Consider the following 18,340-nt stretch of genomic DNA (forward strand, 5'->3'; position numbering starts at 1 on the left):
GACCGGCCTGAACTACGCAGGAGCGGTCACTCCAGGGCCAACGCCCAGACCCCACCGTCAGGAGACACCATGTCTTATGCAATTCAGCTTTACACCCTGCGCAATGCCATTGAGCAGGACTTGCCCGGCACTATCCGCAAGGTCGCGGACATCGGATTCACCCAGGTCGAGCCCTACAACTTTGTAGCTACCGCCACCGAACTGGGAGCCGCACTGAAGGAAAACAACCTGACGGCCCCGTCAGGACACGCTCCCCTGCTCAGTGCTGACCAGGATGAGATCTTTACCGCCGCCAAGGCGCTCGGCATGACCACAGTCATTGACCCGTTCCTTGCCGCCGAGCACTGGCAGAACGCCGAGGACATCCAGAAAACAGCCGCTGCACTGAACGCGGCAGCCAAAAAGGGCGCCCAGTACGGCATCCGCGTGGGGTACCACAACCACCAGTGGGAGCTTGAGTCCATGATTGAGGGACGCACCGCCCTGGAATACTTTGCGGACCTGCTGGATCCGGAACTTGTCCTTGAGGTGGACACCTACTGGGTTGCCGTAGGCGGCCAAGATCCGGTGAAAATCCTGGAAACCCTCGGCGAGCGCGTGAAGTTCATCCACATCAAGGATGGCGACCTGACTACCAATACGAAAGCCCAGCAGCCAGCTGGCAAGGGCAAGGTGGCCGTGCTGGACATCGTGGCAGCTGCCACGGCTCTGGAGGTGGGCGTCGTGGAGTTCGATGACTACGATGGCGATATTTTCGAGGGCATCACCGAAAGCCTGGCCTTCCTGAACGCAGCCAACCCTGCCGGCACCACGGGCGTGCAGGCATGAGCGCCGCACAAGGACCCGTGGGCATCGCCGTCATCGGCGCGGGCAACATCAGCAAGCAGTACCTCGATACCCTCACCACATTCCCGGACCTGAAGGTCCTGGTGGTTGCGGACCTGTTTGAGGAAGCTGCCAAAGCCCGGGCTGCGGAGTACAACATCCCGGAATGGGGTGGCGTTGACAAGGCCTTGAACCACCCGGACGTTGAGATCATCGTCAACCTGACCATCCCCGCAGCCCACGTGGAAGTTGCCACACAGGCAGTCAACGCAGGCAAGCATGTCTGGACCGAGAAGCCCTTCTCCCTGGACCGCGATTCAGGCCTTGACCTGCTGAAGCTTGCTACGGAAAAGAACATCCGCCTCGGTTGCGCCCCGGACACCTTCCTGGGAGCGGGTCTCCAGACTGCCCTGCGCCTCATTGAACGCGGCGACATCGGCAGGCCCCTGACAGCGATGACCACCTTCCAGACCCCGGGCCCCGAGGGCTGGCATCCCAACCCCGCCTTCCTGTTCGCCCAGGGCGCCGGACCGCTCTTCGATATGGGCCCCTACTACCTCACCGCACTGGTCCAGGCTTTTGGATCCATCCGCAAAGTGGCAGCAGTAGGCTCCAAGGCCACAGAAACCCGCACCATCGGATCCGGCCCCAAGGCAGGCGAGGAGTTTGCTGTGGAGGTCCCCACCCACGTATCCGCCATGGCGCAGTTTGAGTCAGGCGCGTCCTCGCACAGCGTCTTCTCCTTCGAATCCCCCCGCGTGCACATGGGTTTCATGGAGATCACCGGCAGCGAAGCAACCCTGTCCCTCCCCGATCCCAACATGTTTGATGGCGATGTCCGTATCTGGCGTGCTGGCGACGAGGACTGGACCATCGTCCCCGCGACCGGCCCTGCCAACGGCCGGGGCATGGGTGTGCTCGATATGGCCCGGAGCTTGCGGGCCGGCACCGCCCACCGTGCTACGGGCGAGCTCGCCTATCACGTGGTTGATGCCATGGTCTCGATTGCCGAGTCCATGGAAACCGGCGAATTTGTGGACGTCAAGAGTTCTGCCCAGTCATCGCCAGCCCTCCCCGAGGACTGGGCCCCCGAGACAGCAACACTCTAGGACGCAGATCATGACCGTCTCTGCAGAACAGACAAGGCCGGGCAGCGAATCAGGCCGCCCCCTGGGTGTGGCCATGATTGGTTACGCCTTCATGGGCAAGGCGCACTCCAACGCCTGGCGCAACGTTGCCAGCTACTTCGACGTTCCGGCGTTTGAGCAGAAGGTCCTGGTGGGCCGCGATGCTGACGGCGTCGCGGCCGCCGCCCGCGATTATGGCTGGACTGAATCCGCCACAGACTGGCGCAGTGTCCTGGACCGCGAGGACATCGACATCGTCGATATCTGCGCGCCCGGTTGGATGCACGCAGAAATCGCGACTGCGGCCCTCGCCGCAGGCAAACACGTGCTGGTCGAAAAGCCGCTGGCCAACACGCTGGCGGAGGCGCAGGAGATGGCGGCCGCGGCCACCACTGCCCGCACCAAGGGCGTGCAGTCGATGGTGGGCTTCAACTACCGCCGCGTACCGGCCCTGGCGCTCGCCAAAGAGCTGATCAGCGAAGGCCGGATAGGGGCCGTCCGGCAGGTCCGGGCGTCCTACCTGCAGGACTGGCTCAGCGACCCTGAGTCCCCGATGAGCTGGCGCCTCACCAAGGAGACGGCGGGCTCGGGCGCACTGGGGGACATCGCTTCGCACGCTATCGACCAGGTCCTCTTCCTGCTGGGCGATACCGTCACAGAGGTTTCCGGCCGGCTGCACACGTTCACCACCGAACGTCCCGGCCCAACAGGTCCGGAACAGGTAACTGTCGACGACGCCGCCTGGGCAACACTGTCCCTCGCCTCCGGAGCGGTAGCGTCAGTCGAGGTCTCGCGGGTGGCCACAGGAGCCAAAAACTCCCTGAAAGTGGAAATCTATGGCACCGACGGCGCGCTCCGCTTCGATCTGGAAAACCTCAACGAACTTCACTTCCTCGATGCCACAGCACCAGTCCGCGAACAGGGTTTCCGGCGCATCCTCGTTACCGAACCTGATCACCCGTACCTCGATGCCTGGTGGCCCCAAGGCCACATCATCGGCTGGGAGCACACCTTCACGCATGAGATCAGGGACCTGCTGCTGGCGATTGCCACGGGAACCCCGCCGTCGCCCTCATTCGACGACGGACTGGCAGTCCAGCGAATCCTTAGCGCAATTGAGGACTCCGCAGCCGCTGGCAGCCGCCTGATCCGCCTTTCCCCCGATGCAGCACCCTCCACAGAAGGAGCCTGACATGTCACGCCCGTACACACTCTTCACCGGCCAGTGGGCCGATCTTCCCTTTGAGGAAGTAGCCAGGCTGGCCTCCGGTTGGGGCTATGACGGACTCGAAATCGCTGTCTCTGGCGACCACCTGGACGCCTGGCGCTGGGACGAGCCCGGATATGTCGAATCAAAGCTCGCGGTCCTGGAAAAGTACAACCTCAAGGTGTGGGCCATCTCCAACCACCTCAAGGGCCAGGCAGTCTGTGATGATCCCATCGACTTCCGCCACCAAGCCATTGTGGGCGAGAAAGTCTGGGGTGACGGTGACCCCGAGGGCGTTCGCCAGCGCGCGGCAGAAGAAATGAAGCACACGGCCAGACTGGCCAAGGCACTGGGCGTGGACACCGTGGTGGGTTTCACCGGATCCTCGATCTGGCAGTACGTTGCGATGTTCCCACCGGTCCCCCAGCAGGTGATCGATGCCGGCTACCAGGACTTCGCTGACCGCTGGAATCCCATCCTGGATGTCTTTGATGAATGCGGTGTGCGCTTCGCCCACGAAGTCCACCCGTCCGAGATTGCCTACGACTACTGGACCACCGTGCGGACCCTTGAGGCAATCGGCCACCGCCCGGCGTTCGGCCTGAACTGGGATCCTTCCCACTTCATGTGGCAGGGCATCGATCCGGTGTCCTTTATCTGGGACTTCAAGGACCGGATCTACCACGTGGACTGCAAGGACACCAAGGTCCGCCAGACTGGCCGCAATACAGTTATGGGTTCCCACTTGGCGTGGGGCGATCCGCGCCGCGGCTGGGACTTCGTTTCTGCAGGACGCGGCGACGTGCCCTGGGAATCGTCGTTCCGGGCACTGAGCGCAATTGGCTACGCCGGCCCCATCTCCGTTGAGTGGGAGGACGCTGGCATGGACCGGCTACACGGTGCTCCAGAAGCCCTGGCTGCGCTGAAGAAGTTCGACTTCCCGGCGTCCCAGACCAGTTTTGATGCGGCGTTTTCACAGTAGCCTGGCTAAAATTCCTGCATGAACCACACCATTCGTCGCGCGGAGGCCAGTGACGCTGGCGCCCTTGCAGATCTGGCCAGCGTCACTTTCCCCCTGGCCTGCCCGCCGTCGTCCTCGCCTGCCGACATCGCCGCCCACCTGGCGGCGCATCTTGGCGTGGACAGTTTCCGCAAGCACCTTGCGGACCCTGACACCACCCTCCTGGTGAGCGACGACGGCGGCGCGCTGCAGGGTTATGTGATGCTCGTGGCGCGGGTTGCCAGCGATCCTGATGTCGCATCCGCGCTGACGGATCCGGCTGCCCTTGAGCTGAGCAAATGCTATGTCCACCCGGCAAGCCACGGCCGGGGCGCGGCCGCCGCCCTGATGGCAGCGGGAATCTCTGCAGCCCGCGACGGCGGTGCACCAGGAATCTGGCTGGGAGTCAACGACCAGAACGCCAGAGCCATCAGGTTCTATGAGAAATCCGGGTTTTCGCGGGTAGGGACCAAGACTTTCACCCTGGGCAATACGGTGGAACACGACTACGTCATGGAGCTTCGCCTGGCCCGCTGAGAGGGCTGGGGGCGGCGGCTGCATGTCCGCACGCGCATCATGGGAATGCAGCTGGCACCTGTGGGGTTGTCGTTTGTATGAAGATTGAGATCTGGTCAGATGTAGCGTGCCCGTGGTGTTTTATTGGCAAACGGAGGTTTGAGGCTGCACTGGCAGATTTTGAACATCGCGACGACGTTGAGGTGACGTGGCGCAGCTACCAGTTGGATCCCACCATCCCTGCGCACTTTGACGGAACCGAGTTGGACTACCTGAGCACCAGCAAGGGTATGCACCCTGACCAGGTAGCGGAGATGTTCACCCATGTAGCTGCCGAGGCCGCCAAAGAAGGCCTGACCTATGACTTTGACGCCGCCGTGGTGGCGAACAGTTTCACGGCCCACCGTTTCATCCACCTTGCAGCAGCCCACGGCCTGCAGGATAACGCCAAGGAGCGCTTGCTCAGCGGCCAGTTTGAACTAGGTCGCGACATTGGCAGCGAGGATTACCTGACAGAGCTTGGCACGGAGCTGGGGCTTCCTGCCGGCGCCGTTTCCGAGCTTTTCAGCACCGACAAGTACGCGGACGAGGTGCGTTTCGACATTGAAGAAGCGCGAGCACTGGGAGTATCCGGGGTCCCGTTTTTTGTGCTTGACAGGAAGTTTGGACTCTCCGGTGCACAACCGCGGGAAACCTTCACTGCGGCCCTGACCCAGGCCTGGGAGGAAAGCAAACCACTGGTGATGGTGGATGCCGCGGCCAAGGCTGACGCCTGCGGCCCGGAGGGGTGCGCTTCCTAGCGAATTTTACTGACACTTCGCGATAAAGTGTCAGCATGCCTCGCATTTCTGCCGCCAGCAACGCCGAACAGCGGGCGGAGACGCAGCGACGCATCCTGGCCGGGTTCGGGGAGCTCCTGTTCAGTGACGGCCTGCCCGGCCTGACCATGACGGACGTGGCCAGAAAGGCTGGGGTAGGACGAACAGCCGTCTACAACTACTTCGCGGACATCGAAGAGCTCCTGATCGCCTACGCACTGGACAGGACGGGCCGATTCCTGTCCGAGCTGCGCACATCATTGGCCACCATCGAGCACCCGGTCCAACGCCTTGAACTGTACATTCGCGCCCAGGCAGAAGACCTCTCCCGACGCCACCTGCCACCCGGACCCGCCATGGCGGCGGTGCTCTCGCCGTCGTCCTTCGCCAAACTGGCCGATCATGTGGGCGAATTGAGTACCATGCTCCACGCCATCCTTCGCGACGGTATGGAGCAGGGCTGGTTCCCCGAGGCTGACGTCGCTGAGCAGTCCCAGCTGGTGCATGGAACACTGTCCTCAAGCGCATCGCGCACCGCTGAAGATCCAGCGGAACTCCAGGCCAGAATCAGCCGTACTGTCCGGTTCATCCAGCTGGGCGTGGGAGCCCAATTTGCCGAGGACGGGAACCCGGTTCGGGTGGCAGGCACGTCTGCCGCGAGCCAACCAGGCTTACTTGGCCCCTGGGACGGGTGATACTTCCTTGTCGGCAATCCGCTTGTTCTCCCTCGGGCAGGTGAGGAGCCCCGGCTCTTTGTTAACCAGGTCACCGGCCACCATCTGCTGATAGCCGGTGGAGAGAACCACGTCGACACTCGCGTCCTCGCGACTGTCCTGAAAATAGTCGGTGCCTGGAATGTTGCGCTGAACGCTAAAGGCGCCCTGGCGTCCATCCGCGCCGGAGATCACTGCTGCCACTCCTGAGTAGGAAGTTTCCTTGTTGGCTACGGCGCCTAGGACAAATCTGCGGGCCTGGAGCTCATCTGCTGCAGTCCGGGCCAGGCCTCCTGTCGCCGTGGAGTTGTAGACATTGACCACTGACCCGGTGGGCGCGTACTCGTAGGTGTCGGAGGGGCAAAGGCTTACTATCTCGGCTGGGCCGGCGGCAGCCGTGGGAAGCTTGATGCGCCCGTCAATGATCGCAAGTGCCACCACCACTGCCGCACTGATCAGGGCGATCAGGAGCACCAGGACCACCCCATGGATAATTCTGCCCCGGGTCCGGACTGGATTCTCGAGCGCTTCTTCCGGTTCCACGAACGTAGCCCGAAGCTCGGGGCCGGTCACCACGCGGTGCCCGTGCAGGACAGTGACGTCCTTGGGTTTCCTAGCCATCGATGACCAGGACCCTGGCATGGATGGCGGTGCGCTGGTGCAGGGCAGTCCGCACGGCCCGGTGCAGCCCGTCTTCAAGGTAGAGGCTGCCCCTGTACTGAACAACGTGGGGAAACAGGTCGCCAAAGAAGGTTGAGTCCTCGGCCAGGAGGGCATCGAGGTCCAGATTCCGCTTGGTGGTGATCAGCTCATCAAGGCGAACAGGGCGGGGAGGTAGCTCCGCCCACTCCTTGGGACTGTTGTAACCATGGTCAGGGTAAGGGCGTCCCTCGCCCACAGCTTTGAATATCACCCCGTAAGCCTAGGCAGTTTCATGCCGCAATGGGAATATCGCGTACGGCCGTGTCACAGGTTGTAGCCAAACAGCAATCATGTGTCATATGGTGCCAGCGTTTCCAATGGGTACTGTTCCCCCGTCCGGCCCTGCCAGCGCCTGCCCCGTGGGCTGCCCCATCGCTGGCAGAATAGGGACCATGAGTGCACCTGAGTTCCCCGATACCACCCCGGACGCGGCCATCCAACGCGAAACTCCTCCGTTGGCCCTGCTGCTGGACGTGGACGGTCCCATTGCGAGTCCTGTCTCCCGCAGGGTCAGCCCGGGCATCATCGCCGATCTCCTCGCCCTCGCCACAGCCGGAATCCCTGTCATTTTTAATACCGGCAGGTCTGACGAGTTCATCAGGACCCAGGTCATGGAGCCGATGATTGCAGCAGGAATGCCTCGTGGCACAGTGGTCCACGCCATCTGCGAAAAGGGCGCCGTCTGGTTCAGCTATACCGCCGACGGGCCCAACGAGGTAGCAGTCGATGACACGCTCGCCGTCCCTGCCGCCTACGGTGATGCCGTCCGGTCCCTGGTAGCGGAGAGCTTCTCCGCGCAAATGTTCTTCGACGAGACCAAGGTGGCGATGGTCTCCGTTGAACAGCACATCGGAGTGGACAACGCCGACTATCTGGCCGTTCAACCCGATTTTGATGCCCGCGCCTTCGAACTCATGGGCGAACATGGGCTGGGTGCGATTCACCTGGACAGCCGTGCGCCAGATGCCGACGGCGCAGTGAGTTTTCGGATCGATCCCACCATCATTTCCACCGACATTGAATCGGTCCTGCTGGGCAAGGACCTGGGTGCCAGCCGCGCGGTAGAGCTACTGGCTGCGCAGGGCATCACGCCGACAGCGTGGCGGACTGTGGGAGATTCGCGCACGGACTATGCCATGGCCGAGTGGCTCAACCAGCGTGGACACGTCGTGGAGCACGTGGATGTCCGGCCAGCCGACGGAATCCCGTCGACAAAGTACCGAGTACGGACCGCCGCGGATTTGGGGTTGGGTCCCGAGGTGATTCACGACGACGCCGGGGCAGCATTCCTCCGCAGCTGGCGGCAGGCACTGGGCATCTGAGCTTTTAGGCCCGGTCGCGCCAGGGGGTGTGGACTTCCGGTCCGCTCCGGCAGCTGGCTGGGGGCTATCATGCTGCTAAGAGCACTTACTTTTCAGACCTACTTCTTAATCGGCACGGAGACCACCATCGCAGACGCAACACAACAGGACGAGATCTACTACGGCGGGCCCGCCTCAGTAGATGCCAGGGAACACACCGAGGTCACCTCGGCGGCTGCCAGGCTTCGGCTGGGCAGTCGTCCCGACGTGGTCCGGCACAAGGGTCGCTACGCACTGATCAACACCAACCGGACGCCGTTCCAGGCCATGGTTGAAGACCTGATGTTCATCCGCAGTGTCCTGGCAGAGGCTGGCCTGGACTACGTGCTGGTGCGCGGCAACAACGACCGTCCTGTCATTGCACTGGATTGGAAAGACCGAAAGTCACTGCGGGCGGCCCTGGTTGAAGCATGCCAGGACGAGCCCATCTACTCCATGACCGTTGACGCCAAAAAGAAGTCTTCCGTTCTGGTCTCTGACGGCGAGCTCTCCCCCAACCGGCAGGCCCGGATCTTCCGTCTCTACCGGCCGCGCGTGGAACCCGGCGGTGGGTTCGAGTTCGGTTCCTCTGCCGGCGTTCAGCTGGAGCTCTGGGGATTTGAAGGTGACGAGGTCATCCTTCCCATCGAGAATTCCCTGACCCGGCGGACCATGCGCGCCCAAGACGCGGTGCGGGGCACTGTGGAACGGTATGGGCACACGTGGCCCACCATTGAAAACATGTTTGCCGACCACGCCAGCGACATCAGCTTTGACATCGACATCGTCTTTTCATGGGTGGATGGCAGTTCGCCGGAGTACATTGCAGCCCGCCAATCGCAGATGAAGGATGCTGTGGTGGGCGAGGGCGATGACAACGAGGCCCGCTACCGCCAGATTGACGAGCTCAAGTACGCCCTCCGGTCCATCTATATGTTTGCGCCGTGGGTTCGCAGGATCTTCATCGCCACGGACTCGCAGGCGCCAGGATGGCTGGCTGAGCATCCCGGCGTGACAATTGTCCGCAGCGATGAGTTTTTCTCCGACCCGTCAGTGCTCCCGACGCACAACTCCCAGGCAGTCGAAAGCCAACTCCACAACATCGAGGGTCTTTCCGAGCATTTCCTGTACTCCAACGACGACATGTTTTTTGGCCGCGCGGTAGGACCAGACAAGTTCTTCACCCCGGGCGGGATTACAAAGTTCATCGAAGCCGAAACACGGATTGGCCTCGGGGACAACGCTGTGGAACGCAGCGGATTCGAAAACGCAGCGCGTGTGAACCGCAAGCTTCTGTGGAACCGTTTCGGCCGGATCACAACCCGGCACCTGGAACACACCGCTGCTCCGCTCCGGCGCAGCGTGGTCGCAACCATGGAGGAAGAGTTCCCCGAAGAGTTCCGTTCCACTGCCGCAAGCCGCTTCCGCGCAGCCGACAACATCTCCGTGACCAATTCGTTCTACCACTACTACGCGCTCCTCACCGGGCGTGCTGTGACCCAGACCGCGGCCAAGGTGCGCTACGTGGATACCACCATGCGTGCTGGGCTCAACTACCTGCCCAAGCTCCTGGCGAAGCGCAACATGGACTTCTTCTGCCTTAATGACGGCAGCTTTCCAGAGGTTCCAGCGAAGGAGCGCACTGAGCTCGTCACTGACTTCCTGGAACAGTACTTCCCCATCAAGGCGCCCTGGGAGAACTAGCGCTTGGGAAAACTAGCGTCCGCAGGAGTCTGTGACGATCGGGCGCCGGTACCGGTCAGCGGAGCCTGATGCCAGCCGCGGAAATCCGTCCTGCAGCCTGCTCCGGTGTCAGGTATTCGCCGACTGTTACGCCAGCGGCCACTGGAACAACCGAGTGGACCACCGTGTGATCGAAGACGTGAACCCGGCTGTAGGCCTGGCCCGCGTCGCGCCCACGGCTGCGGCCAGCAGGGGCGTTCAGATCCTGCGTGTAGCAACTGGCGGCTGCGACAGACACCGGGATTCCGGCAAAGGTGGCTGTGGTGGAGTAGTGCAGGTGTCCGGCCAGGATGCTGCGGACGTCTGTTCCCCGAAGAACGTCCGCAAGCCGGGGCTGACCGCGCAGTTCAACCATGACTGCCAGGTCAAGAACCGACGGGATAGGTGGATGGTGCATGGCCAGGATTGTCCCGTGCGGCGCGGGTTCGGAAAGCTCCGAGGCCAGCCAGCGCAACTGTTCGTCGCTGACCTCGCCGTGATGGAAGCCTGGCACCGTCGTGTCCAGCGTCACGATGCGCAGCCCGTCCACGAGATACGTTTCGTCCAACGACGTTGCGTTACCGGGCACTCCGAGGAGGGCTGCGCGCAGGTTTTCCCTGTCATCGTGGTTGCCCATGGTCCAGATAATGCGCGCACCCATGGCCTCAGCCGCTGGCTCGACGAGCTGCTTGAGTGTTGCATAGGACCCGGCATCACCATGGTTGGTAAGGTCGCCGGTGAAGACGATCGCCCCAGGCCGGGCGTCCGAGCTGACCAGCCCATCGAGAAGCTGCTTGAGGTTGGCGGCCGCATCGATTCCGCCGTGGACCCCGCCCGGCAACCAGCCGACGTGGGCATCGCTGATGTGGACCAGAAAGTGGCTCGGCGCCGGGTACTCGGGCCTGATGCTCCCACTCGCTGGCGATGATGTGTGCGCGGGTGACATTGGGGTGTGATCCTTCGGCTGCTGCTAGCCCAGCTGCTGCCGGATCGCCTCAACGACTTCAACGGAGTCTGGCTGGACCGTCGGGGCAAAACGGGCCACGACCTTGCCCTCACGGCTGACCAGGAACTTCTCGAAATTCCATTTCACCAGGCCCGGAAGGATTCCGTTCTTGAACTTCGTCAGCTCGGAATACAGGGGGTGCTGGTTTTTTCCACGAACATCCGATTTCACTGTCAACGGGAACGTCACACCAAAGTTTCGCTCACAGAATTCCGCAATCGAGGCATCATCACCGGGTTCCTGGCCAGCGAACTGGTTACTGGGAACGCCCAGAATCTTAAAGCCGCGGTCCTTGAACTCGCCGTAGAGCTCTTCAAGTCCGGCGTACTGGGGCGTAAATCCACACTGTGATGCGACGTTGACCACTAGGACCACGTCACCCTTGAACGCTCCGAAGTCAGTCTCGGATCCGTCATTGAGCGTCAAAGGGATGGAGTAGAGATCAGTCACAGCTTTATCCTCGCGTTTTGTCATGGAAGTACTTCGTCACTGTCTGACCAGCGTACGGGTCGGAACGTGAAGTTTTGTTCTCCCGGCACACTCGGACCGCTGGAACGCTGCCACACCATGGCCTACGGTGGGCGGCTAGCGTCCTGGCTGGATCGTAAAACTCGATGTCGGCGTCGACCGTCCACTCGCTGCAGTGCTACGGGACGGCCGTGCAGTTGTCGAGGCGGTATGGTCTGCAGACGTGCCATCCGATGTCGCCGTTTCCGAAGATCCCCCAGCTGTGGGTGTAGCGGTTGCAGTTGTGTCCGGCAGCGGCGTTCCCGGGTGCTGTGTCCCTGGCGCAGTGGTGGACCCCGTAGCGGATGGCACGGGAACCGGCGAGGTGGATCCGCTGGGGAGCGGACCAGCAGTGGCGGCGCCCGACGGTGTTGCACTTGGCACAGTGATGACGGATGACGTCGGCGCCGGGGCAGGAGCATCCGGCGTTGGCTCTGCCGGGCCAGTCGGCACCGAGAGAGTGGGGGCCACCGGAGCAGGCACGCCCAGACCGGGCATGGTGGTCGGCGCAGCCGGGAGCTCGTTGGCACCTCCCGCCACAGGAAGATCCTGGTGCTCAGCTGCCGGAATAGCCCACCGGACTGTGCCACCCTTGTCCGGCAGGGCGCTGTAGTCGGTCAGGTCCAATGTTCCTACCGGATCCAGCTGTCGAGTTGGAAGGAGACTCCAGGCCGAAGGATTGACGTGGATACCATCCTTGAGGGTCTCGAAGTGGAGGTGGCACCCTGTGGACGAGCCCGTGGTGCCCACGAGGGCGATGATCTGCCCCACTGCCACCGACTCTCCACGTCGGACAGCGATTGCCTGCAAATGGTTGTACGTGGTGATAAGGCCGTTGCCATGGTCAATTTCCACCCGGTTGCCGCCACCCCAGGGATGCCAACCAGCAGCCCTGACTATCCCTTCATCAGCAGCGTAGACGCGCGCTCCGCACGCCGCAGCGTAATCCTGCCCCAGGTGGAAGTCGCCGACAGCGCTGGACAGTGGGCTGATCCGATAGCCAAAGGGAGAGCTGGGAGCGAGGACTTCCAAAGGTGCCATCAGCGAGCCCTGGGGTGGCCGGCGCAAGTTCGCCGAGGCGGCACTGACAGCCGACTTTCCATTCCTGTCCAGGGTACGGACCACTGTTCGGCTGAAGGAGAGAAGCGCTGCAGGATCGGCACTGATGCCAGGCTTCATGACCGGTTGTGCATCCGCCGCAGTGGTCTGCGGGTTTTGGCCACCCGGCGCCCTGTTGACCAGTGGCCCGGCGATCGCGCGGGGAGCTGTGGCTGGACCGTCATTGGCAACTGTGACGTTGAGCCCTACCCCCACTACTGCTGCAGATCCAACCAGTAGAGCGGTACCGATACGCGCGGCAGCAGCGCAGGCCCCCATCGGGTGGAGTCCGTGTCCTGACTGGCGGTGCGTTGCCACAATGTTCTCCTTGTGCGCTCGTCCGATCCCCATCCGTCAGACTCACTCCCTTATGGGACCACATTGAAACCCTGCTGGGAAGAGCCTGGCGGCTGCTTGCCTACCCCATGGAACAAGAGGACCGTCGCGGTCGTTGCATATCAGTGGAGGAAACAAAGTGAACCCTGTGCGCAGCATTATTGAACCGTCAAAGCGGATTCTGGTGGAAACTTTTAGTGGCTCCAAGGGCGGGAAGACGCCCCAGTGGCAGTTGGACTTGGAGCAGGGCCACGATGGGGGCTACTTCGCGCCGGGTTCTTCCGTGTGGATCGTCAACGGAGACATGGCACCGATTGTCGGTGGCATTCGTGCGCTCCTGATGCAGGCACTGCACCCCGGAGCCCTTGCTGGCGTCCGTGACCACTCGAATTACAAGGAAGATCCACTCAAGCGCCTGGCAAACACTATCCGCTGGATCTTCACTGTCACCTATGGATCAACCGAGACTGCAACCCAGGCATCCAACTATGTCCGCAGGCTCCACGAATCAGTGGTTGGCACCTACATGGACGGTCACGGCGTGGAGCAAAGCTATGCCGCCAATGACCCTGAGCTCGCCAAATGGATCCACATCGCGTTCACCGACGCGTTCCTGGCCGCTCACAAAACGTGGGGGCGGCCGATCCCCGGCGGACCCGATGCCTATGTCCGTGAATGGGCCCGAGCCGGTGAGCTCATGGGCGTTGTTGACCCGCCACGCAGTGAAGCCGAAATGGCCACCCAACTTGAGGCCTGGCGAGCAGGAGGTTTCCTGCGTTCAGACGAAGCTGTAGCCGAAACAGTGCACTTCATCAGGCATCCCCCACTCCATCCCCTGCTCAAAATTGGCTACCCGGTGCTTTTTGCCGCTGCCGTGAGTAGCCTTGAACCCCAGTACCGCACCATGCTGGGACTGCGCGAAGCCCGGATTGGCCCAGTCCGCCTCCCCGTGCGGGCTGCGACACGCATGATCTTGAAAATGGTGCATCTTTCGTTGGGAAAGGTAGGTGCCAGCGAAACCTCGGCCCTCGCCCGTCGCAAGCGCCTGGGGCTCGGCTAGGAATTCCTGGCAACGACCCCTGGTTTCAGAGGGCGCCACGAAGTAGCGCATAAAGGGATTCACGTCCGCAGGTGTGCAACGCTGAAGGCATGGATCTTGAGATAGCGCCAGCACTCACCCTCCCGGCTACGGAACTGCGGTGGCGCTTCTCCCGGTCCTCGGGGCCGGGTGGCCAGCACGTCAATACCACCGACACTCGCGCCGAACTGTCCTGGAACCTGATGGCCTCCCGCTCGATCTCGGAGAGCCAACGCCAGGTACTGGCTTCCCGCCTGGGCCACCGACTTGTTGACGGTGTCATCACAGTAAGTGCGTCCGAGAGCCGGTCGCAGCTCCGGAACCGGGAGCTCGCGCTGGCCAAACTTGCGCAGCTACTGACTGCTGGGCTCGCACCCGAACCTGCGGGACGCAGGGCCACCAAACCAACCCGGGGATCGAACCGCCGCCGTCTGGCGGCAAAGGAACAGCGCTCCGCTACCAAAGCCCAACGCCGCCGCCCCATGGCCGACTAGCGCGGGATGAATGGTGGGGTGCTAGGCAAACAGGCCACCACCCCACACAGCCCCGCGAATATTTTTAACGCAAAAAACCCCCGGATCAGTGATCCGGGGGTTTCGGTGGCGGAGAATGGGGGATTTGAACCCCCGAGGGCGTTAACCCAACACGCGTTCCAGGCGTGCGCCATAGGCCGCTAGGCGAATTCTCCAGCTGCTCTCGAAACAAAAGCAGATATTAGAATAGCGGAACATTGCGGCATCGCCCAATTCAACATCCAGGAGATGGCTGGGGGCCTTGCACGCGCTCGATGCCCCTGCTTGGCGATGAGGACAGAATGGACGCCCCCAACGCGCCCATTCCATGCGTACTCCGGCCGCCAAGCAAACGGACTCTGACCTGAGAGCTGGCATGCAATCTGTGGATCCACCGTGGGAGAAGTGCCCAGTTCCGCGGGTGACGACTGCCCCCAACCGGTGTACCTCTCCATGATCGACCCAACCAGACCTTTTGGCAACGGCCTGCGGACGGCGGTTAGGGCAGCTACGATCTTCGGGTAAACTTTATGACGGCCCCTCATGTGGCGTCATCCTGTTGAACTCCCCCAGGACCGGAAGGTAGCAAGGGTAAATGGGCTCTGGCGGGTGCATGAGGGGTCTTTACTATTCCCCCACAGATGCCGTGCGTGTCAGTCCCGATTGGTAGGGTTTCCCTGTGACTGTTACTACCGCCCTGTACCGCAGATATCGACCAGATTCTTTCGCCGACGTCATTGGGCAGGAACACGTCACGGAGCCTCTCATGGCAGCGCTCCGCAAGAATCGTGTCAACCACGCCTACCTGTTCTCAGGTCCTCGCGGCTGTGGCAAGACCACCTCCGCCCGCATCCTGGCCAGGTGCCTCAACTGCGAGCAGGGCCCAACCGACACCCCGTGCGGCACATGCCCAAGCTGCATTGAATTGGCCCGCGGCGGTTCGGGATCCCTGGACGTTATTGAAATTGACGCTGCGAGCCACGGCGGCGTGGATGATGCGAGGGATCTGCGCGAGCGCGCAACGTTTGCTCCCATCCGGGACCGCTACAAGATCTTCATTATCGACGAGGCCCACATGGTCACCTCCGCCGGTTTTAACGCACTGTTGAAGATCGTCGAAGAGCCGCCGGAACATATCAAATTCATTTTTGCCACCACGGAGCCCGACAAGGTGATCGGGACCATTAGGTCACGAACCCATCACTACCCCTTCCGGCTGGTTCCGCCAGAGCCCCTCATGGCATACCTGGAACTTCTCTGCCAGCAGGAAAACGTGCCTGTGGCACCAGGGGTGCTCTCACTGGTAATCCGGGCTGGCGGCGGGTCAGTGCGGGACTCTCTCTCAGTGTTGGACCAGCTCATGGCCGGGGCGGGAACAACTGGCCTGGACTACGAACTGGCCGTTGCCCTGCTCGGTTACACGCACGCGTCGCTTCTGGACGACATTGTTGAGGCAGTAGCTGCCGCAGATGCAGTGACAGTGTTCCGTGGGGTAGACCGCGTGATCCAGACAGGCCACGATCCTCGCCGTTTTGTCGAAGATCTCCTCGAACGCTTCCGCGATCTCATCATCGTTCAGGCCATGCCGGAGAGCGCACAGACCATCCTGCGAGGTGTGCCGGAAGACCAGATTGCCCGGTTGCAGAATCAGGCCCACAACCTCGGTGCCGCTGAACTGTCGCGCGCGGCCGACGTTACGAACACGGCGCTCACAGACATGACAGGGGCCACCTCGCCGCGTCTTCACCTGGAACTCCTCTGTGCGCGGATCCTGCTGCCCAGTTCCGAACAGACCGAACGCGGAATTGCAGCCCGGATCGATCGGGTGGAACGTCGCCTGAGTTTCGGCGGAAACGACGTCGGGGCTCCCGCCACACTGACGCCACGCGCTGACGCTACTCAGCCCCAAACCCTCGGCGCGCAGCCAACCACACAGCAGCAGCGCCCGGCTCACGTGCAGCCTGAGGCAGCAGCGGCAGCAGCGGCAGCAGGACCCACGGCTCCCCCGACTTCTGCTCAACCGGCGTCGCGGGTTGCGGCTGGCCAGGAATCTGCCGGCCCCCGCTCGGCGGACATGGCCAGCCCAGGGCAGCACGCCACGGCACCTGACACTGGGACAGCTCCTGCCACGCCGGCCGCACCCACGCCGGAACGGGAGCCCAGCACTGTCACGCCGGCCGCACCCACGCCAGAACGGGAGCCCAGCACGGCGAGCATGCGGTCCAGCAACCAAGACAGTTCATCCCCGGTGGCAAGTGCGACTGGCGATGTGGAGGTTCTCCGCCGGGCCTGGCCTGAGATCCTGCACGCACTTTCCAAAATCAAGCGCAGCACGTGGGCGCTTGTAGAACCGAACGCGCAGGTGGCCTCATTTGACGGACAGGTTGTCACGCTCGCATTCACCACGACGGGCCTGGCAGGTGCTTTTGGCCGGGCCGACCATGCCGAAAATCTCCGGCAGGCAGTCCAGCGTGTTGTAGGGATCGATGCGCAGCTCGTCGCGTCCGCAGGCGGCGCACGCCGGACGAGCTCTGCGCCAAACCCAAAAGCACCGGCGTCCACTGAAGATCCAGCATCCGCATCTAGTCCAGCAGCGTCAAGCGTTGATGAAGCATGGGGGCTCACTTCCACGACGCAGCAACCCGCTCCCTCGCAAGAACAAGGAGTCGCACCCGCACCTCAGCAGGCAGGCTCCCCCGCACCTCAGCAAGCAGGCCCCCCTTCAGCGGTGGATGACCCGACACCTGATTCAGGCTCCGACTCACGTCCTGGACCATCACCTGAGCAACCCGGTTCACCTGCAGAACCGCGAACGTCCGGAACCTCCGGGTACTCCGATGACGACTGGGGACTGCCGCTGGATGAAGATGCCCCACCCCTCGACGAGGAACCGCCCCTTGACTGGGACCCACAGAGAGCTGGCGTTGTCGACGCCCCAGCCATGTCAGATCACGGTGCAGCGGCGGGAGAGCTGCCGTCGAACGCTCCAGGGAAAGGCAACTCAGCAAGCAGTGCCGCGGCACCCACATCACTGTCTCTCCGCCCAACAGGCTCGAAAGACCTCGCCCCAGCTCACCGAGACCCAGCGCAGGAACCAGAGGTAATCGATCAGTGGTCACGCGCTGTCGAGCAGTCCCCCGGAATCTGGGAGGTAGGCGCCGAGAGCAATGTCGGGACCAAAGGTTCGTCGTCCCAGGCAGGCTCGGCGGAAGAGTCCGCGGACGATCCTTGGCAGAACGCCACCCCGGCTGCCGACCCCGCAGCCGGGCCAAGCAACCAACCCGCCATATCACCCGACGTCACAGCATCGCAGCCAGCACCCGAATACGAACCAGCCACTGCGCCTATGCCTGCGTCTACCGGGCACCAGGTATTTCCAGTCCAGGCGGCTGCACCCGTCATCGATCCATGGCTTGACTCAGCGCCCGCCAGGGAACCGGCACTGTCAGCCGTGGCGGCCACAGCCGCGCCGGCAGCCGCATCCACGGCACGTCCGCAGGACTCTGCAGCAGCTGCCCGCTCCAGGCAAAGCCTCTATCAGCGGTTGTCCAGCAGCCCGGAAGCGGAGGCTGGCAGGGCCAAAGCCCCCATCCGTTCCGCGGTCCCTACCCCAGAGGTACAGGATGTTCCGAGTGCGGATGACCAGACAATTGAGGAATCAGGCGTTTTTGGCCGCGCAGCCGTAGAGCGGATCCTCGGCGGGAAACTTGTGGAGGAAAGGTCCCCGGACGGCAGTCCGCTGCCAACCAGATATTAGCGTTTGTCCTGCGCCATGCTTCCGCTGGGCGCCGTACTCTCGAAAAGCCACACAGCAGAATCCCAAGCCCGAACAA

The 18,340-nt window shown here is 62.6% G+C and carries 17 protein-coding genes, 1 tRNA gene and 1 other RNA gene; 13 read left to right on the forward strand and 6 right to left on the reverse strand.

What is annotated here, in order from left to right:
- Window positions 1-69: 69 nt before the first annotated feature.
- The 7 genes from QMG79_RS08385 (at window position 70) to QMG79_RS08415 (ending at window position 6,188) form a co-directional block, all read left to right on the forward strand.
- Window positions 70-828, forward strand: coding sequence for a sugar phosphate isomerase/epimerase family protein (locus QMG79_RS08385; protein WP_283538141.1), 759 nt, complete (start codon window positions 70-72; stop codon window positions 826-828).
- Window positions 825-1,934 carry a Gfo/Idh/MocA family protein gene (locus QMG79_RS08390; protein ID WP_283538142.1) on the forward strand — a complete coding sequence of 370 codons (1,110 nt, stop codon included), beginning with the start codon at window positions 825-827 and terminating at the stop codon, window positions 1,932-1,934. The genes QMG79_RS08385 and QMG79_RS08390 overlap by 4 nt, the downstream gene beginning before the upstream one ends.
- A 10-nt stretch (window positions 1,935-1,944) precedes the next feature.
- The gene (locus QMG79_RS08395) at window positions 1,945-3,144 is read left to right on the forward strand and encodes a Gfo/Idh/MocA family protein (protein WP_283538143.1); all 1,200 of its coding nucleotides are present in this window, start codon (window positions 1,945-1,947) and stop codon (window positions 3,142-3,144) included.
- 1 nt (window position 3,145) lies between these two features.
- Window positions 3,146-4,141, forward strand: a complete 996-nt coding sequence (locus QMG79_RS08400) for a sugar phosphate isomerase/epimerase family protein (protein ID WP_283538144.1) — start codon at window positions 3,146-3,148, stop codon at window positions 4,139-4,141.
- Between the two features lie 18 nt (window positions 4,142-4,159).
- Window positions 4,160-4,696, forward strand: coding sequence for a GNAT family N-acetyltransferase (locus tag QMG79_RS08405; protein ID WP_283538145.1), 537 nt, complete (start codon window positions 4,160-4,162; stop codon window positions 4,694-4,696).
- A gap of 77 nt (window positions 4,697-4,773) precedes the next feature.
- The gene (locus QMG79_RS08410; RefSeq protein WP_283538146.1) at window positions 4,774-5,475 is read left to right on the forward strand and encodes a DsbA family oxidoreductase; all 702 of its coding nucleotides are present in this window, start codon (window positions 4,774-4,776) and stop codon (window positions 5,473-5,475) included.
- 35 nt (window positions 5,476-5,510) lie between these two features.
- Complete coding sequence (locus QMG79_RS08415; RefSeq protein ID WP_283538147.1) at window positions 5,511-6,188, forward strand: TetR/AcrR family transcriptional regulator; 678 nt, start codon at window positions 5,511-5,513, stop codon at window positions 6,186-6,188.
- Here the strand turns inward: QMG79_RS08415 and QMG79_RS08420 are convergent.
- Window positions 6,165-6,827, reverse strand: a complete 663-nt coding sequence (locus QMG79_RS08420) for a LytR C-terminal domain-containing protein (RefSeq protein WP_283538148.1) — start codon at window positions 6,825-6,827, stop codon at window positions 6,165-6,167. The two genes, QMG79_RS08415 and QMG79_RS08420, sit on opposite strands and share 24 nt — an antisense overlap.
- Window positions 6,820-7,119 (reverse strand): type II toxin-antitoxin system VapB family antitoxin, encoded by a 300-nt coding sequence (locus QMG79_RS08425; protein ID WP_283538149.1) that lies wholly within the window; start codon window positions 7,117-7,119, stop codon window positions 6,820-6,822. The genes QMG79_RS08420 and QMG79_RS08425 overlap by 8 nt, the downstream gene beginning before the upstream one ends.
- Window positions 7,120-7,300: 181 nt before the next feature.
- Here QMG79_RS08425 and QMG79_RS08430 point away from each other — a divergent pair, with 181 nt between their 5' ends.
- Both QMG79_RS08430 and QMG79_RS08435 read left to right on the forward strand, forming a co-directional pair.
- Window positions 7,301-8,230: a Cof-type HAD-IIB family hydrolase gene (locus QMG79_RS08430; RefSeq protein ID WP_283538150.1), complete on the forward strand. Its 930-nt coding sequence runs from the start codon at window positions 7,301-7,303 to the stop codon at window positions 8,228-8,230.
- 69 nt (window positions 8,231-8,299) lie between these two features.
- On the forward strand, window positions 8,300-9,952 hold the full coding sequence (locus QMG79_RS08435; protein WP_283538151.1) for a stealth family protein: 1,653 nt from the start codon (window positions 8,300-8,302) through the stop codon (window positions 9,950-9,952).
- A gap of 55 nt (window positions 9,953-10,007) precedes the next feature.
- On the opposite strand, the gene QMG79_RS08440 is transcribed toward QMG79_RS08435, so the two are convergent.
- The 3 genes from QMG79_RS08440 to QMG79_RS08450 all read right to left on the reverse strand — a co-directional run bounded on the left by QMG79_RS08440 (window position 10,008) and on the right by QMG79_RS08450 (window position 12,899).
- Window positions 10,008-10,916, reverse strand: a complete 909-nt coding sequence (locus QMG79_RS08440; protein WP_283538152.1) for a phosphodiesterase — start codon at window positions 10,914-10,916, stop codon at window positions 10,008-10,010.
- Window positions 10,917-10,940: 24 nt separating this feature from the next.
- On the reverse strand, window positions 10,941-11,426 hold the full coding sequence (locus QMG79_RS08445) for a glutathione peroxidase (RefSeq protein ID WP_283538153.1): 486 nt from the start codon (window positions 11,424-11,426) through the stop codon (window positions 10,941-10,943).
- A 135-nt stretch (window positions 11,427-11,561) separates the two neighbouring features.
- Window positions 11,562-12,899: a M23 family metallopeptidase gene (locus QMG79_RS08450; RefSeq protein WP_283538154.1), complete on the reverse strand. Its 1,338-nt coding sequence runs from the start codon at window positions 12,897-12,899 to the stop codon at window positions 11,562-11,564.
- A gap of 166 nt (window positions 12,900-13,065) precedes the next feature.
- Here QMG79_RS08450 and QMG79_RS08455 point away from each other — a divergent pair, with 166 nt between their 5' ends.
- Window positions 13,066-13,977 carry an oxygenase MpaB family protein gene (locus tag QMG79_RS08455; protein WP_283538691.1) on the forward strand — a complete coding sequence of 304 codons (912 nt, stop codon included), beginning with the start codon at window positions 13,066-13,068 and terminating at the stop codon, window positions 13,975-13,977.
- A gap of 89 nt (window positions 13,978-14,066) precedes the next feature.
- Window positions 14,067-14,489: an alternative ribosome rescue aminoacyl-tRNA hydrolase ArfB gene (gene arfB, locus QMG79_RS08460; RefSeq protein ID WP_283538155.1), complete on the forward strand. Its 423-nt coding sequence runs from the start codon at window positions 14,067-14,069 to the stop codon at window positions 14,487-14,489.
- A gap of 106 nt (window positions 14,490-14,595) precedes the next feature.
- On the opposite strand, the gene QMG79_RS08465 is transcribed toward arfB, so the two are convergent.
- Window positions 14,596-14,683, reverse strand: a tRNA-Ser gene (locus QMG79_RS08465).
- A 356-nt stretch (window positions 14,684-15,039) separates the two neighbouring features.
- Between QMG79_RS08465 and ffs the strand changes: the two genes are divergently transcribed.
- Window positions 15,040-15,136: signal recognition particle sRNA small type (ffs, locus tag QMG79_RS08470), an RNA gene on the forward strand.
- A 50-nt stretch (window positions 15,137-15,186) separates the two neighbouring features.
- Window positions 15,187-18,264, forward strand: a complete 3,078-nt coding sequence (locus QMG79_RS08475; RefSeq protein ID WP_283538156.1) for a DNA polymerase III subunit gamma and tau — start codon at window positions 15,187-15,189, stop codon at window positions 18,262-18,264.
- The last annotated feature ends 76 nt before the right edge of the window (window positions 18,265-18,340 follow it).

The sequence above is a fragment of the Pseudarthrobacter sp. PS3-L1 genome (assembly GCF_030063285.1).
GTDB lineage: Bacteria > Actinomycetota > Actinomycetes > Actinomycetales > Micrococcaceae > Arthrobacter.